Origin of the sequence: Paenibacillus sp. 32352, assembly GCF_002042965.1 — a bacterium.
Classification (GTDB): Bacteria; Bacillota; Bacilli; order Paenibacillales; family NBRC-103111; genus Paenibacillus_S; species Paenibacillus_S vulneris.
Map to the genome: position 1 here is coordinate 80,809 of NZ_MZNT01000007.1, position 15,734 is coordinate 96,542.

The 15,734-nt window shown below is 48.9% G+C and carries 16 protein-coding genes and 1 riboswitch; of the genes, 1 reads left to right on the top strand and 15 read right to left on the bottom strand.

All coding sequences use genetic code 11. The features are described 5' to 3' along the window. Positions 1-8: 8 nt before the first annotated feature. From B1728_RS17470 to queC, 5 genes are all read right to left on the bottom strand, one after another. On the bottom strand, positions 9-1,490 hold the full coding sequence (locus B1728_RS17470) for a spore germination protein (RefSeq protein WP_256865399.1): 1,482 nt from the start codon (positions 1,488-1,490) through the stop codon (positions 9-11). A gap of 284 nt (positions 1,491-1,774) precedes the next feature. After that, the gene (queF, locus tag B1728_RS17475) at positions 1,775-2,272 is read right to left on the bottom strand and encodes a preQ(1) synthase (protein WP_079911573.1); all 498 of its coding nucleotides are present in this window, start codon (positions 2,270-2,272) and stop codon (positions 1,775-1,777) included. A gap of 37 nt (positions 2,273-2,309) precedes the next feature. Further along, complete coding sequence (queE, locus tag B1728_RS17480) at positions 2,310-3,038, bottom strand: 7-carboxy-7-deazaguanine synthase QueE (RefSeq protein WP_079911574.1); 729 nt, start codon at positions 3,036-3,038, stop codon at positions 2,310-2,312. Further along, a complete protein-coding gene (locus tag B1728_RS17485; protein ID WP_079911576.1) occupies positions 3,035-3,481 on the bottom strand; it encodes a 6-pyruvoyl trahydropterin synthase family protein in 447 nt (148 codons plus the stop codon). The genes queE and B1728_RS17485 overlap by 4 nt, the downstream gene beginning before the upstream one ends. Next, entirely contained in the window at positions 3,481-4,149 is a 669-nt protein-coding gene (queC, locus tag B1728_RS17490; RefSeq protein WP_079911577.1) for a 7-cyano-7-deazaguanine synthase QueC, read from the bottom strand. Before queC ends, B1728_RS17485 begins: the two co-directional genes overlap by 1 nt. Positions 4,150-4,274: 125 nt before the next feature. Next, positions 4,275-4,318, bottom strand: a riboswitch (PreQ1 riboswitch). A 210-nt stretch (positions 4,319-4,528) separates the two neighbouring features. Between queC and B1728_RS17495 the strand changes: the two genes are divergently transcribed. Beyond that, positions 4,529-5,047 carry a DUF3231 family protein gene (locus tag B1728_RS17495; protein WP_079911579.1) on the top strand — a complete coding sequence of 173 codons (519 nt, stop codon included), beginning with the start codon at positions 4,529-4,531 and terminating at the stop codon, positions 5,045-5,047. A 158-nt stretch (positions 5,048-5,205) separates the two neighbouring features. Here the strand turns inward: B1728_RS17495 and B1728_RS17500 are convergent, their stop codons facing one another. The 10 genes from B1728_RS17500 to B1728_RS17545 all read right to left on the bottom strand — a co-directional run bounded on the left by B1728_RS17500 (position 5,206) and on the right by B1728_RS17545 (position 15,731). After that, positions 5,206-5,730, bottom strand: a complete 525-nt coding sequence (locus B1728_RS17500) for a hypothetical protein (protein ID WP_144027906.1) — start codon at positions 5,728-5,730, stop codon at positions 5,206-5,208. Between the two features lie 93 nt (positions 5,731-5,823). Next, a complete protein-coding gene (locus tag B1728_RS17505; protein WP_079911581.1) occupies positions 5,824-6,483 on the bottom strand; it encodes a methionine ABC transporter permease in 660 nt (219 codons plus the stop codon). Continuing rightward, on the bottom strand, positions 6,473-7,495 hold the full coding sequence (locus B1728_RS17510) for a methionine ABC transporter ATP-binding protein (protein WP_079911582.1): 1,023 nt from the start codon (positions 7,493-7,495) through the stop codon (positions 6,473-6,475). The genes B1728_RS17505 and B1728_RS17510 overlap by 11 nt, the downstream gene beginning before the upstream one ends. Positions 7,496-7,577: 82 nt before the next feature. Continuing rightward, positions 7,578-8,465: a MetQ/NlpA family ABC transporter substrate-binding protein gene (locus B1728_RS17515; RefSeq protein WP_218672307.1), complete on the bottom strand. Its 888-nt coding sequence runs from the start codon at positions 8,463-8,465 to the stop codon at positions 7,578-7,580. 160 nt (positions 8,466-8,625) lie between these two features. Continuing rightward, positions 8,626-10,563 carry a polysaccharide lyase family protein gene (locus B1728_RS17520; RefSeq protein ID WP_079911583.1) on the bottom strand — a complete coding sequence of 646 codons (1,938 nt, stop codon included), beginning with the start codon at positions 10,561-10,563 and terminating at the stop codon, positions 8,626-8,628. 153 nt (positions 10,564-10,716) lie between these two features. Continuing rightward, entirely contained in the window at positions 10,717-11,556 is an 840-nt protein-coding gene (locus B1728_RS17525; RefSeq protein WP_079911584.1) for an NHL repeat-containing protein, read from the bottom strand. 510 nt (positions 11,557-12,066) lie between these two features. Continuing rightward, the gene (locus B1728_RS17530; RefSeq protein ID WP_079911585.1) at positions 12,067-13,353 is read right to left on the bottom strand and encodes an erythromycin esterase family protein; all 1,287 of its coding nucleotides are present in this window, start codon (positions 13,351-13,353) and stop codon (positions 12,067-12,069) included. A gap of 162 nt (positions 13,354-13,515) precedes the next feature. After that, positions 13,516-13,995 carry a DUF6530 family protein gene (locus B1728_RS17535; RefSeq protein ID WP_079911586.1) on the bottom strand — a complete coding sequence of 160 codons (480 nt, stop codon included), beginning with the start codon at positions 13,993-13,995 and terminating at the stop codon, positions 13,516-13,518. Positions 13,996-14,263: 268 nt separating this feature from the next. After that, complete coding sequence (locus B1728_RS17540; RefSeq protein WP_079911588.1) at positions 14,264-14,623, bottom strand: GIY-YIG nuclease family protein; 360 nt, start codon at positions 14,621-14,623, stop codon at positions 14,264-14,266. Between the two features lie 37 nt (positions 14,624-14,660). Continuing rightward, positions 14,661-15,731, bottom strand: a complete 1,071-nt coding sequence (locus tag B1728_RS17545; protein ID WP_079911590.1) for a vWA domain-containing protein — start codon at positions 15,729-15,731, stop codon at positions 14,661-14,663. Between the last annotated feature and the right edge of the window lie 3 nt (positions 15,732-15,734).

Sequence of the window (15,734 nt, forward strand, 5' to 3'; positions counted from 1 at the left end):
GCCCTTCTTTATTTTCGAGAGCGATCCATGGGCTTAACCATTTCCGGACGACGCTTCATCGTTTGGAGCGGCAGTCTGATGATCAAATCCTTCCAGTTGCTCAAGCGAATAGGAACAAACGGCTTCATGTAATCGACTCCGAAGCTCTGCAATTTCATCAAATGAGCGGTAATGAAAAGAAACATCAGAATGATCCCATAAAGCCCCAGCACCGATGCGGCAATCATCAAGGCAAACCGGAGCATCCGAATGGCTAATCCAGCCGCATACTGGGGAAAGGCAAAAGATGATATTGCTGTTAAAGCAACAACGATGACCATAATTGGGCTCACTATGGCTGCCTGCACGGCAGCTTCCCCGATTACCAAACCGCCTACAATACCTACCGCCTGTCCGATTGGCTTCGGCAATCTTAAGCCGGCCTCCCTGAGGATTTCCAATGTAACCTCCATAATTAACGCCTCGATCAGAGATGGAAAGGGAACCCCTTCTCTTCCGGCAGCGATGGACAAAACCAGCTTGGTAGGAATTAGCCCATGGTTATAAGAAATTAAAGCAATGTAAAGCGCCGGCAGGAATAATGCTATGAACGCCGCCCCATATCGTAGTAAACGTATCAACGAGGACGGAAGCCAGCGCTCGTAATAATCCTCCGAAGAGGTCATTAACATGGCAAAGGTAACCGGCACGATTAAAGCAATTGGCGTCCCGTCGATGATTAACGCTATTCGCCCTTCCATTAAAGAGCTGGCCACCCTATCGGGGCGCTCTGTGTTTTGTACTTGAGGAAACGGGGAGAGGAAATTATCTTCGATAAGCTGCTCGATAAATCCCGACTCGGGAATCTCATCGATATCGATTTGTTCGATCCTGCTCTTCACTTCTTCGATCAGATCAGGGTTCGTTATATCATTTATATATAATAAGGCAATGTCGGTTTGGGAACGACGACCGATTTTATAATTGAGAATGGTCAATTTGGGGTCCTTGATCCGGCGTCGAATCAGCGATATATTGAGTCTGAGATTTTCTACGAATCCTTCCCTTGGACCTCTTACTACCGCTTCGGAAAAAGGCTCATCTATCGAACGGCCTTCCCACCCGGCCGTACCAAGAATAATTACACCTGCAATGCCTTCTATAAATAATGCAGCATTCCCCTGCAATACTTGGGAGGTACATTCGTTCACGTGCCTAACGGCTTGTACGGAAGAAATCGAAAGTATGGAGTCGGAAATATGCTGGACGAGCTGCTCGGGATCCTCGGCAGTTAGTATCGGCATCATTGACTGCTCTTGCAGCAACGGCTTGATTACTTGCTCGTTCATAACGTTCTTATCAACCAACCCGTCTATGTATACGACCGCCGCTTTCCATGAAGTACGGCTAATAGTAAGGGAACGGACCATGAAATCCATACTGCCGCCCAAGATGTCTTTCATGATTTTTACATTATCCTGAAGGCCGGATGCAAATAGATCTTGTGACAACACTCTCACCTTCTCCGTCTAGAATTGGATATGAAGTGAAATATCCGGTCAATGCTATAGGGGATCAAGAAGGAGATGAATGCCCCAATCCAGACAGACAGCTTTGGTAAGTAACTAATGAAGCTGTGCCACATAAAATTTCCTCTATTCTCAACAAATACATAAGACTAGATTGCCTAAGTTATACAATTTTATTCATAACTAGCAAAAGCTGATTGCTGCGAAAAAAACGGCGGCATGACAGTTTTTATCTGCCAGCCGCCGCGCCGTTCATTGCGTCTATTCTATCTATTATCGACTTTCTCCGGATACAGGTCGTGATTCAACAGACGATGCTCCGCCATTTGCACGTACTTGGTGCCAGGACGGCCCCAGTTGCAATAAGGGTCGATGGAGATCCCGCCCCGCGGTGTGAATTTGCCCCATACTTCAATGTAGCGAGGCTCCATAAGCTGAATCAAATCGTTCATAATAATGTTCATACAGTCCTCATGAAAATCGCCATGATTGCGGAAGCTGAACAAGTACAGCTTGAGTGACTTGCTCTCGACCATCTTGCGGTCCGGAATATAGGAAATATATATCGTTGCAAAGTCCGGCTGCCCCGTCATCGGGCAGAGACTCGTAAACTCGGGACAATTAAATTTGACGAAATAATCGCGATCCGGGTGCTTGTTATCGAACGACTCGAGTATTTCCGGCGAATATCCAAAGCGGTATGCCGTCCCTTGATTGCCCAGCAGTGTGACGCCGGTTAGTTCTTCTTGACTTCTTCCAGCCATGTTCATCCCATCCTTTACATTTGTTGCCGTTAACGTGTTATACGCCCTTCTTGTTACCCCAAATCCACGTATGAAGCTGGGGCAGCACGTGCACTTTCCGCAGCTTGTCATCCGCCATCACGGAGCTGACCAGCCACTCATATTGCTTCAGTAAATAAGGAAGCATCCGACCCGGCTCCTTCTCCTCCAGATTGCCGTTTCCAGCCTGCAGATAGAAAGGAACCGTTGGATACCGCTCGTGAACGATTGCAGCGAAGGCCAAATCCGCCTCGTCGAATACGACGACTTTGAGACTAAAGCCGACGCGGCTATGCTCCAGTCTTCGAACGATATCGTCGAGTACTCCCCAATCAGTAACCATACCTGAGCTGGGCGGCTTGGGGGATAGCGTTAAGTCGTCGATGCTCAGGAACCAATCCTGCCACCTGCTCCCTTGCGTCTCCAATGCAACCTCCATTCCCAGCGCCCGTAACTGGTCGATCAGCCCCCCAAGTTGGGGCAGCAAGGCTGGGTTGCCGCCGGAAAGCGTCACATGGTCGAAGCCTTCGCCGCCTTTCTCCTTCAGCTCCGTGAGCACCTCTGACGGTGTCATAAGGCGGATATCGTCTCGTCCCGAGCCGTCCCATGTAAAGGCGGAATCGCACCAGGCACATCGGTAATCGCAGCCCGCAGTCCGGACGAACATCGTTTTACGTCCGATCACCATGCCCTCCCCCTGCACGGTCGGGCCGAAAATTTCCATAACGGGGATCGTACTGCCACTCATCGTCCGTCCCCCGCTTTCCTCTTCGGCCGATATACGACGTAGCTTGTCGGCGTCTCGCGTAAGAAGACCTGCAGGCAGACAGGCCGATTCTCGGTTTGGTCCAGATAGTTCTGCACGATCCGACCGATCGTTCGTGCGACGACTTCGGTCGTCGGGAACAGGCACGGATTTTCGTCGTCGAAGTTATCGGTATCCTCGTTAAGTAAGGTGTGGTCGAAACGATCATGAATGAGCCGCTTGATCTCCGCGAAATTGACGAGAAAGCCGGATGCATTCAGCGTGTCGCCGGCTATCGTCACATTCGCATAATACGTATGACCGTGCATGCGCCTGCACTTGCCCGCTTCCTCGGACGGGACATAGTGAGCTGCGGCGAACTGCATATCTTTGTTCAGTTCATATTCGAAATTGTGAGAAATGGTCGGGTATATTTGCTGCAGCATCAGATGCGAGCCTCCCTGCCCGGCGACGAGGACAAGTATTCGTCCAGCCCCCGCTTGCGCAGCTTGCAGGCGGGACATTCACCGCAGCCGTCAGCCATAATGCCGTTATAACAGGTCAACGTCCGCTTGCGCACGAAATCGAAGGCGCCGAGCTCATCGGCAAGTGCCCACGTTGCTTTCTTATCCAGCCACATCAGCGGCGTCTCGACCACGAACGGATAGTCCATCGCCAGGTTAAGCGTGACGTTCAGCGATTTGACGAAGATGTCCCGGCAATCGGGATAGCCGCTGAAGTCCGTCTCGCAAACCCCCGTGATGATATGATTCGCTCCGACCTGCTTTGCAAGAATAGCTGCGAAGGTAAGGAAAATCATATTGCGACCGTCGACGAATGTAGTGGGAAGCGCTCCCTCTTCATGCTCTATGGCGATGTCACTGCGCGTTAGCGCGTTCGGAGCCAATTGGCCTAGCAATGACATATCGAGCACATGGTGCTTGACTCCAAGCTCTTCCGCTATGCCTGCGGCTACCTCCAGCTCCAGCTTGTGCCGCTGACCGTAGTTGAATGTAACGGTCTCTACTTCGTCGTAACGCTTCAGCGCCCAGAACAGACAAGTGGTACTGTCCTGCCCGCCGCTGAAGACCACGACGGCTTTGTTCTTGTTCATACTGCATCTCCCCTTCTTAGTGCGAAGAGAGAGATTCTCGAATGGGTCCCTAAAGAATTCGGCGCGATCCGGTTGTCCCGTTTCGCGCCGAACGCCAAGAACGACCTGCCTGTAGAGGCTGCCGCTCATGGATAGTTTTTTATAGAGGGAGTTCGCGAACCTCTCCCGGCTCCCAGCCGATCTTTCAAAAGAACGGCTGCTCTGCCGGAATTTCTTCTTTAGTTGTCGTACCTTGATACTATAGCACAGCTGCGGCCGGTTTAGAATAGGAAGAGCCTGAGTCGGCACAGATTTACATAAACCTTCTGGTATAAGCAGCCTTACATTGGTCACAATAACTTGCGTTGCATCATGATTAACTACAAAAGGAGCTGTTGGTGTGGGTATTTTAAGCGGAAATCCGAAGGACGAACCGTTGCATTACGGGGAAATTCATGATTTATGGCAATTTTCCATGAAAGCCAAAGGATGCGTATCGGTTTGTCGAGCATACCAGTATCACGCGGGAGATAAAGATCTTAAACGTCTTTTGAGTGACATCATTGACCAGGCAGAATTAGAAAGCAGCGAATGTGATGCTATTCTAACGAAAAACGGAATCGCCCCTTCACCGGCATTACCGCAAAGACCGGAGGCTAAGCTTGAAGATATTCCTGTAGGCGCAAGGCTGACGGATCCAGAGATCGCATCCTTAATAGCAGTGGAGAACTCCGCGGGATTAGTCGCTTGCAGCCAAGTTATGGGAACCTGCATCCGGGAAGATGTTGGAGCATTATTTGGAAAATACCATGCTACCAAAGCCTTTCTTGGCTTGAAGATTTTAAGAATGAGTAAGGAAAAAGGCTGGCTCGTTCCGCCGCCGCTTCAAGTTCAAAGACCTGAGCTCGTAGAAGCCTGATTAAAATAACCCCACAAAGTGGGGCCTTGGCTTCGAAGCTTATTCAGGTACTTTGCGGGGAGCCCCGAAATTTATAAATACTGTTAAAAAGGTTGAACCCTCTTCTTATGGGAGAGGGTTCAAGTTTGATTTCGAGCTTACTAACGAAATGCATAGCCTTATAGGAAAGCATGGATCAAAAATAAAACGGCAAACGCAAGGCCGGAGCGCAAATGCCATTTGCGGTCCAGTTTTTTGTATCTAAACACCCCTGAAACGGGCACAGGCAGTAATACAATCAGGGCAAGCAATCCTGTGATGTTACTAAAGTTCCATTTAAAGCCGTACATAAACACGGCCACCGCATGCAATAGAATGAGGGCAATGGCAACTACCGCCACAGGAGTATGCCACCTGCGTACGAATCGAAGCAGGACAGCAAGCCATTTCTTTATACTTCTGAATCGTTCCCCCAAACGCTGCTTCATTGCAGCCATGAGCACATAATTGGCCAGCACAAAAAATAAGGCAAGCCTTGCATACGACCCGAAATTTTTAAAAGTATGCTCAAACCGGCGGTTATGCACAGCTTCAGACGGAAGATGAAATAGACTCCATAATTCCCAAAGCACAAGGAGCACAGATAGCAGGATTACAAGAACAATCCCCAGTTGTTCTCTGGGAGGAAACAGCGATTTTTTCATGGATTGAGCTTCCCGCGATGGCATGTCTACATCCCCTTTCGTAATGATGTACTGTATTATAACCTGCCTAAATGAAAACCAAATGAAATTTCGCTACTTCCTCAGCTTCTTGGATAGCCAATCCCCTAACATCTGAACGATCTGAACGATCACTACTAACAAGAAGACAGAGGTATACATCACATCAGGCTCCCATCGCTGATAGCCGTACCGAATAGCCACATCCCCCAAGCCCCCGGCTCCCATCACTCCTGCCATTGCGGATGCACCTACCAGACCGATCGTGGCGATCGATAGCCCAAGAATCAAAGACGGCCGGGCTTCTCTTAAGATGACGCGATAAATAATCTGCCATTTGGTAGCGCCCATAGCCTGATAAGCCTCGATGACACCGGGTTCGACCTCCAGGAGTGCCGCTTCCACCAGCCGTGATATATAGGGAGCCGTATAAAAGACTAATGGAACGATAGCTCCTTTTACGCCGATTGTCGTTCCAACGATCCATTTGGTTAAAGGTATAATGGCCACCATAATAATGATGAAAGGGATAGAACGCAGAATATTGATGGTTACATTCAGCACATGATGCGCGCTTGTATTGGCATATAGATGGCCGGGCCGAAGCACTACCAGGAGTACTCCCAGAAGCAATCCAATTACACTTGAAATCACTAGAGAATAACCGGCCATAATAAGTGTTTCATTAATGGATTTCAAATAAAAATCGGTTTTATCCAACCATCTATCGAACATCCTGAATGACCTCGATTCTTAGACCATGTTCCTTCAAGTAGTGCATTCCGTGCTCGATAGCATCGGACTCTCCGGCAATATGTACGACCAAAGCACCGAAGATATTGTCCTTCAACTCTGTGATATGACCGAATAAGACACTTGGCCGCACATCGAACTTTACTGTTACATTGGCCAGAAGCGGCTCCATTATGGACTCTCCTCTGAACAAAGCTCGAATGATTATGCCCGGTTGCTTTTGTAATAGAGACTGAAGCTTGGCGGGTAAGTCCGTATCCAATACGCTCTTGATAAACTTCGCGGCAGTCTCGGTTTTCGGCGCCTGGAACAGGTCGATGACCGTGCCCTGCTCAATAATACGGCCATTCTCCATGACCGCTACGCGATCGCAAGCTTTTTTGATAACATGCATTTCATGTGTAATCATTACTATCGTAATGTTGAATTTACGGTTTATATCCATAAGTAAATCAAGAATCGAGTCTGTCGTTTGGGGATCCAATGCTGACGTAGCCTCGTCGCAGAGTAAAACCTCCGGATCGTTGGCAAGAGCCCTCGCAATCGCGACCCGCTGCTTCTGCCCGCCTGACAGCTGTCGCGGATAGGCCTTATCCTTATCCTGAAGTCCAACCAGCTCCAGCAGCTGCCTAACCTTATCCTTGATTTGCTTCTTGGGAACTTTCGCCAGCTCCAAAGGCGCAGCAATATTCTCATACACGGTTCCCGATGAAAGTAAGTTAAAATGCTGAAAAATCATTCCCATCTTTCGCCGCATCATCCGGAGCCCTATCTCGTTTACTTGCGACATTTCCACCCCATTGATCCTGATGCTGCCGGACGTTGGCTTTTCTAAAAAATTGATACAGCGAAGAAGTGAGCTCTTTCCGGCTCCGCTATATCCGATAATACCGAATATTTCCCCTTTCTTGATACAAAGGTCTACCTCCCTGACTGCTTCGATGCTCGCACCCTTTTGTTCAAAGGTTTTGCTGACATTGATCAACTCAATCATAATACGTCACCTCTCTCAATGATGAATAAAAAACGAAAGACAACAGGCCCCTTTCAGTTGGAAAGAGACCCGTTTGTTTTTCTCACCAGGAAGGTACGATGAAACTTCCGTATTTGTCCAGCACAAACTGTTTCACCTCTTCAGAATGGTAAGCCTTCACCAATCGTTGGAATACCGGCTTATCTTTATCGGCTGTACGAACAGCTATCAAATTTACCCAAGGGGAATCCTTCGGCTCTATAAAAATGGCATCCTTGGTAGGCACAAAACCGTTATCCACCGCATAGTTCGTATTAATGACCGCTGCAGTAAGATCCGGTAATGCCTTTGGAATGAACGGCGCCTCCAGTTCCTTGAATTTGAGCTTTTTCGGATTATCTGCAATATCGCGAACGGTGGCTTTCACCCCGACACCTTCCTTCAGCTTGATCAATCCTGCCCGTTCAAACAAAATCAAAGCTCGTGCGCCGTTAGTCGGGTCATTCGGTAAACCAAGCTCATCCCCCTCTTTAATTTCCGAGACGTTTTTGATTTTCTTGGAGTATAAGCCGATAGGAAAATTCAATGTATTGGCGAGCTTAACGATATCGAGCTTGTTATCGGCCTTGAATTGATTCAGATAAGGCTCATGCTGGAAAGCATTGGCGTCCAGTTGGCCATCTGCCAACGCCTTGTTTGGCAGTATGTAATCGTTAAACGTGACAATCTCTATATCCAGGTTGTCTTTCGCCGCTGTTTCCTTTACTTTCTTCCAAATTTCTTCCTCCACACCCGCCGATATACCAACCTTCAGCTTGGCCTTCTCACTAGTCGAAGCAGGAGCAGGTGAGGGAGATGGGGTTGCAGTTGAATTACTTGTCGTTGTCGAGGGTGCGCCTGGCGCCGGTTTCGTCTCTGCAGCTTTCCCGCATCCGCTTAGCATTAATATCAAAATCAAAGCAATAATCGGCATAAAATTCGATGGTTTCATCTGTCTTTTCCACTCCTCCGTATTCTAGTTCTCCATTTTTTTAACGATTTCATTTCCTCACCAGGCTCCGGTATAAGTTGCCGGGGGCGTCAGGCTGCACTCCAGCTGTTTCGAAGCTACACAACCAGAATGATGCCAGAAAAAAATTGTCTGATCCTGCTCAGGGGGCAGTTTGTGAATCCACTTCCAGGCGAATCGCGTCATACTCTATGCTGGTATAGAGATCGCGAATCCGATTGCCTTGTTCGTCGAAGATGTTCTGAGCATGCTTAAGCTCTATCACGTTGGACCCGGACTTAAGGAGCGAGGCGTCGAAGCGAATTCGAATCTCCCTGTAAAATCCGTGAATAGCGCTCCTCGGCATGGCGGAGTCGCTTTTGGGACCCGGCAGTGCAGTCAAGTTCGCTATGGATTGTCCGTTAAGGGCAACTTGCAATGATCCGTTGCGAGAGCTGGCCAGACCAATTGTGAGTGTGGCCTTGCCCGTTAGCGGTTTATCGAGATCGAAGCGGATCCTCCAAGGAGTGAGCGATTTGTCATAGGGTACCTTCACCTGACTCGGCTCTCCTGGCGTCGCATTGACCGGATGCGCATAATTCCAGTCCGTTCTTTCGTTGCTGCGGCCGATGTAAAAATCGACGCCATGAGGGAAATCGAGCGGATAGTCCAGCCAATTCCCCCATTGGTGATAATCATCGCCATGGCGGTATTCTCCAGCTGTCCGATCGGGTATTCCAATCTGCCATAAGGTAGTGCCGTAACGCTCTGGCGTCCAGACATAGGTAGGCAGCCTCGTTCGCCCATGCTCCTTAACTTCAACCCCGTCCTGCCTGAACTGCCCGAACTCTCCTTTCACTACAGCAAACAATGTGTATCGCCCCGGTCGGACATTCGGGATCTCGAATCGCCCCTTCTCGTCCGCCCGCGCATAGTACAAGTAGTCCAGATTCTGATTCTGGAAATCTTCATCCTGCTCCCCAAGAATCACCCAAGCATCCTTGGCGGACGTCCCGTCCGATACCTTGAGCTGTCCGCTCACACTTCCACGGGAGTCGGAAGCATAAAGAGGATCATTCAGCCAGCGATAAGGCCATTTCTTCTGTTCTGAATCGGCCTTCCGTTTGGCATCATTCCAAAGAGCGTCCAGCCCATCGCCTTCGTGGATATAGAAGAAGGTGGGACCATAAATCTTTTCCCAACCCTTCGTCGGGGTGAGGGCATCTCTGCCCATATGCGATTCATAATCATGCCATAGAAGAATGGGAGTGGTCTCAGTCTGGTGCAGCGTATTTCTTTGCTGCATGGGGCCTCCTCCGGCAAACTCGTTACTTGGACGAATTTGTGAAATCCCGATTTGATCGCCGTACAGGCCGGTTACGTCAAAATCTCCGACGTAAACCATATGATTGTACTTGGTATATACTTCGCCATTCGGCAGCTTAACGGTCGCATCCATCACTTCCTCACCATTCTTGAGATCCTCTGGTCGAGGCAGTGCCCCTTTGCGCTGGTCATCCACCGCATAGTATTTGAAGATGTTCGGATCGACTCGGATCGCGTACCGACCTTGACCGATAGAGGCACCTCCCTCAACCTCTTCCGGATACCTTAGAATTTCGTAGGTATATAAGCCGGGATCGTTCTTCACGAGCACAAAATGCATATCATATTCAAATGGGATGACGGCCGGGTCCTTGACGGACAACGAGATGTCTACGTGCTGCGAATCCCAGGCGGTCAAGGTATACTTCAGCTCGCGGGAAGGTGCGAATTTGAGAGCTTTGCCGTTTTTGCTGTAATTCAAAATATAGTACCCGCTTCCGCCGTTCGCCAGCAGGTTGGGCCCGCCCTTGTAGCTTAAGGAGGTCAATTGAGCGCTCCCTTTGTTTACAGTGGCCGTTACGATTCCATTGCTGATGGTAACGGTCTGTTCCTGCTCATCCACCGATAAAGCATTTCGGGAATGAGCTGCGCTTTGTATGGTTTCATTTTCCTGTGCGGAGACGGAGGCGATCGGCATAAGAGCTGCAGCAGCCGCCAGCGTTAGTGTTAGAAAGAAGCGCCCGGTGCGATATAAAATTCTTTTATAAGAAAACATGATATAGTGGGCTTCCTTTCTTTTAATATATTGTATTCATATGTATATAGTAGGAATTAAACCAGGCATCCCCCCTTCCTTAAAAAAATATCGACATCACCAAAATGACAGCCTTCCTGGCAGGCGCTCTACTTAGTTATTTCTGTCGCCTGTTTAAGAAAGCGGGACCAGCCTCAAAATAAGATTCGGCGATAAATCCGCCAAGTAAATGATGCCGTCGGGGTCTACAGCGACACCGTGAGCTAACGAGGCCGGTTTGTTTCTCGCTACCAATTCCCCTTCGGGAGAATATACGCTGAGACGCGGAGTTTGATCCGTAACGTATACGAGTCCCTTCCGGTCGATAAAAATGTCCATCGGATGGTACAAATCGCCAATTTCCTTTACGTAGGCACCCTCCTGATCAAATAGTTGTACGCGATTATTTTCGCGGTCCGTGACCCACAGCCGTCCCTGCCCGTCCAAGGCAATCGCATGCGGCGTTGAAAACTGCCCTGGTCCCATGCCCGGGCCTCCCCAAGTTTTGATGTGGTTGCCTGCGGCATCAAAATGATGCACATTGGAATTACCGTAGCCGTCTGAAATGAACAGTTGACCGTCATCCGTAGTAGCGATATCCGTCGGATGATTAAAAGGTGCGTTAAAGCCTGGCAAACCGTCCCCGATCGCTTGCAGCAGCTCCCCTTGCGGGTTGTAGACAAGAATACGGTGATGGTGCCAATCCGCGATGTAGATATTGCCTTGCGTCGAAACATGTACGTAATGGCCGCCATCTGTATCCTTGTTTCGCCATTCGTCCAAAAGCGTGCCATCCGGAGCAAAAATAAGCAGAAAAGGATCCTCGCGCCGCAAAACATACAACCGTCCACTCTCGTCCACCGTAAGATGACTGATGGATTGGATTGCAGCATGATCCGGCTTCAGAAGGGACCAGGGTCTTTCAATTTTATATAAAATATCACCAATGCGAACGAGTTTATCAGGCGATGCCATAGGAATGTTCCTCCCTTATATTCAATATTTGCAACGGAATGCGGACTAGCGTACAGCAGTAAACTTACGGTTAACGGGCGGCGATCGTGCAAACCCGAGCTGCCGGCTGAAGTCATACCCCCTGGCCAGGCATTTCTGGTTATTACTGCTCAACCCGATTCACCTCCTTGTCGGTTACATGTCATCATAAGGAAACAACACAAAAAGACCCTTCGGCAGGCACAGCCATACATGACTGTTTCCGTGCTTCAGAGTCTCCAAAAGAATGGTCGACACGACCTAATACACAGTATTTTTATTGGAATAATTTACTTATTTCTATATCATATCACTTGAATCTCATTTTGTATATTGAAAATATCGTACTCGGCATTTGCCGTATTGACACCTTCCAGGATTGAACTCATCTCAAGCCAAGAAGTTGATCCATTGTATAAAAGCCCCGCAGTTGATGAATCGCTGCACAACGGGGCTTCATTCTCACATACGGCATTCAACCACCTGCCGGATTCACGATACCGGCACAAGAGCTAGCGGCTGTACGGCCTTAGTCTCATCGATAAATAGAAATGCATCGTAACGCTTCGGTAACTTCGTCGGCACATAATTACCGCGTTCATATTGCGGGTGGTACACCACGCCGATTGCGCGATGTCCAATGACGGAGTGCATGAGCTCCGACGTTTCCTCGACATCTCGCAGCATCAACATCAGGTCTTTGCCCGAACCGCTGCGGTGCAGCAGATCCTCCCAGCTGTCGCGTATTCCCTCGGGAACCTCCATTACTTCTGCGTCTTCCCCCCAAGCGCGGCCAGCCATGACCGTTCCGTGATGCGTGCCAAAGCCGACGGCGAACACCTCGTGCGGCCCGTACTCCTCGCGAAGCAGCTGCCCCACGTTGATCATGCCATCCGCTGCCATATCGGTTGCCCGGGCATCCCCGATATGTGTATTATGCTCCCAGACTATGGCCTTCGCATCAGGACCATAAAATGCAGCGATACGCTTTAGCGCCTCGACCATGTGACGGTCGCGGATATTCCATGATTCAACATCCTTGGTAATCATCGCTCGGTAGTACTGTTCGGCATGCACGGCAACGAGGCCGTTGATTTCCGCGTCAAGCGCCGCTTCCTCAGGGTCCTGCGTTCGGCTTCGTTCCGTCCTGAGCTTGGCCAGCAGCTGCACGACCTCCTCCTCGCATCCTTCAGAGAACAGCGAAGCCGACATGCCGTAGGACTGCCCTTCCCTGCCGTACGGGTCGAAGCATTCAAACGCGGCTTTGGCCTTCTGTACATGAGGCGAACCGGTACGCTCCAGATAGCTGACAATCTGCTCCATCGATTCCCACAGGCTGTATACATCCAATCCATAGAAGCCGACCCGCTCCGCAAGCGGCCTTTCCGCATTGAAGCTCTTGAGCCATTCTACCAGCTCCAGAATCTCCTGATTTGCCCACATCCACGCCGGCCAGCGGTGAAAGTCCTGCAATGCCTCTTCCGCGTTAGAAGCCGCACCCGGCAGTCCTTTAATATAGCGGTTAACGATAAAACAGGAGGGCCAGTCTCCTTCTACGGCAATGAACCGGAAGCCTTTGTCCTGAATAAATCGCTGGGTCAGCTCCGACCGCAGCTTATAAAATTCTGAAGTGCCGTGGGATGCTTCTCCCAGCAAGACAAAGCGGCTTGCTCCCGCGGCTTCTATAATCGGATTCATCGCATCCGGTCCGGCGAGCGGCCGGGACAGCTTTTGAATTTCTTCGATGATCTTCGTCCTGTTGGCTTGTATCGTTGGCATAAGCCGAGTGCCTCCTTCTGCCCTACGTCGTGACCAGGTTAGTATTTCCGATCATGGCGGATTATGTACATGAAGCATGGCATTCGGTTTGCCTTCAATAGAAGATCAAACGGCTAGGCGTTCATTTCCGGCTCAAACCTGAACAGTCCCGTTCACGGCCTATTAATATCCCAAATCCTTTAAAAGCTTGGATAATGTGCGCAGACGTTCGCTGATCATCTCATCGTCGTCGCTCAGAGCTTGGCTGAAGAGCTTAATATCTTCATTGATTCTCTCATTATCCGTACAAATCTCTACGGTCATCGCATCCCCCTGCAGACCGATCCGGTCGATCACGGGCTTCTGAGGGTCATATAAATGCTCATATCTGTAGGCTTCACGGAAATGCTCCAACGACCGGCAGATCAGGATGGATAAATCCAGAACACGATGAAAAGGCAGTTCCTCTGATTGTCTTGACCATTTTTCCCCTGTATATCTCCAAACCTTGGCAGAAATGTCGACCTTCCCTCTATCATTCCATTGGGCTAGTCCCAGGGAAAGACCTTTGGCATCCGTGTTCCCGGCCAGCCGGCCGTCAACCTGCTCATAGTTTTCCGATACGACAACGGGCTTATGCTTTAAAGTCGTAGGTATTTTCATATGTTCCCTCTTTCCATAACTTCATTTACTCGATTACTTATTTACTAAATCAATGCATAATTGTAGCTTGCTTTTCTTCAATAGTCAATTCGACAGGTTAGCATGAAAGGAAAGTAAAAAAAGGAACAGCGCAGCATCGGATGTTGAATAATCCCAAGCTACGGCTGCTCGCATTCCCTCCCTACATGAGATAAGAGATGTACCTAAGTCTCCTTCATCTCCTAATATGGAATTGGGTCCCCTTCCTGCTTTGTCTTTACATATAATTTTAGCTCTTTAGAGGCTTGTTATATCCCTTATCCCCGTAGGGCTGCAGCTTCTCGAGCCACTGCTTGAGTATTTGCTTTTGCTCCCAACGCATATCGGTTACCTTATCGGCTTCCTTCTGCTCCAGCACCTCATATTCGAACGCATTGGCTCCAAATTCCTTCCAGTCCTTCTGAAGCTCTGCATTCGCAAATCGCCCCATGTCCAATTGCATTTGCAGGGTAAACCATTTATTTTTCAAATTAGGATAGCTATCGATAAAGATTTTGCCGTTGACCTTGTTCTTGATTTGTGCTACTCCCATATACGTCTTCATCTGCTTATAGGCCTCAACAAGCTCCTTGCGCTTATTCATATCCATTCTTTTTCACTCCTTGTCATAATGAAACCATACATTGTTATAAAAATCTCGAGATCATTCGTACTAGCTGCTCCGGCAATGTCTGCAGATTGGAAATATCCAAATATTTGTCATGACCATAAATTTCACTAATAATATCCTTGTCCTGACCTATTGCAGCCGCGAAAAATCTAACGCCTTTTCTTTCATACTCTTCTATAGTTTGCTGCATGTCCGCAGCTGCGTAATCTCCGGAATAAACGTCCATTGCTTTAGGTTGACCGTCGCTGATGCTAATCAACAGCTTAGTCTGCTGCGATGAAGCGGCCAGCCGTTCCGCCATAATTCTTAAGGCCATTCCATCACGATTATTGCTTCTGGGCCGAATCCCCATCAATCTGAACCGGTCGTTGGAATCGGTATGATCCAAGTCGGCATAAGCAAAGATGGACATTTGCTCCAGCTTGGACACGTCCGCAGTATCCCCGTAGATCATGATGGGAATCCTGCACATTTGACAAAATTCATATACCGCGATGACTGCCCGCTTGGCTGCTTCTAATCTTTCGAAAGCCGACATAGATGCCGATTCATCAACTCTTAATCCAACCACAAGAGAAGGGGATTCGGTAGGCGGACGTTTTTTGGCAAAATACCGATAATCCCGGTAAGCAACACTATTTGCTTGAAATTTGCTGCCATAATAACGGTTTCCCGCAAATTCGGACGATACCTCATGCTCTAAAAGCGGCATCGTCTTTCTGGCAATTTCCCTTACAATAGACTTTAGTCCAGCATATAAACTGTCATATTCCTGCTGGTTTTCCTGATCGTAATCCGGGCGGTGCACGATGAGCTTGACCTTGCTGTGAATAGAATCCGATACAGTTTCCCTGGCAGCTCGATTCAGCTTTTTCCGGAAATCACGTTCTTTTTGTTTTCTCTCCTCCGACTCTTGCTCGGGCTTGGCTTGATGATAGATGGGAGAGCCATTTTCCAGGAAATCGGAACGTTCCATATGAGTAGAATCATTCATTGCATCAAAAGAGCTTTCCTCACTGTCAGAAGACTTTTTAAGCGTGATCCCTTTTTCTTCCGTCTTATCATTGTCCAAGTCCGTGCTGCCCATTTC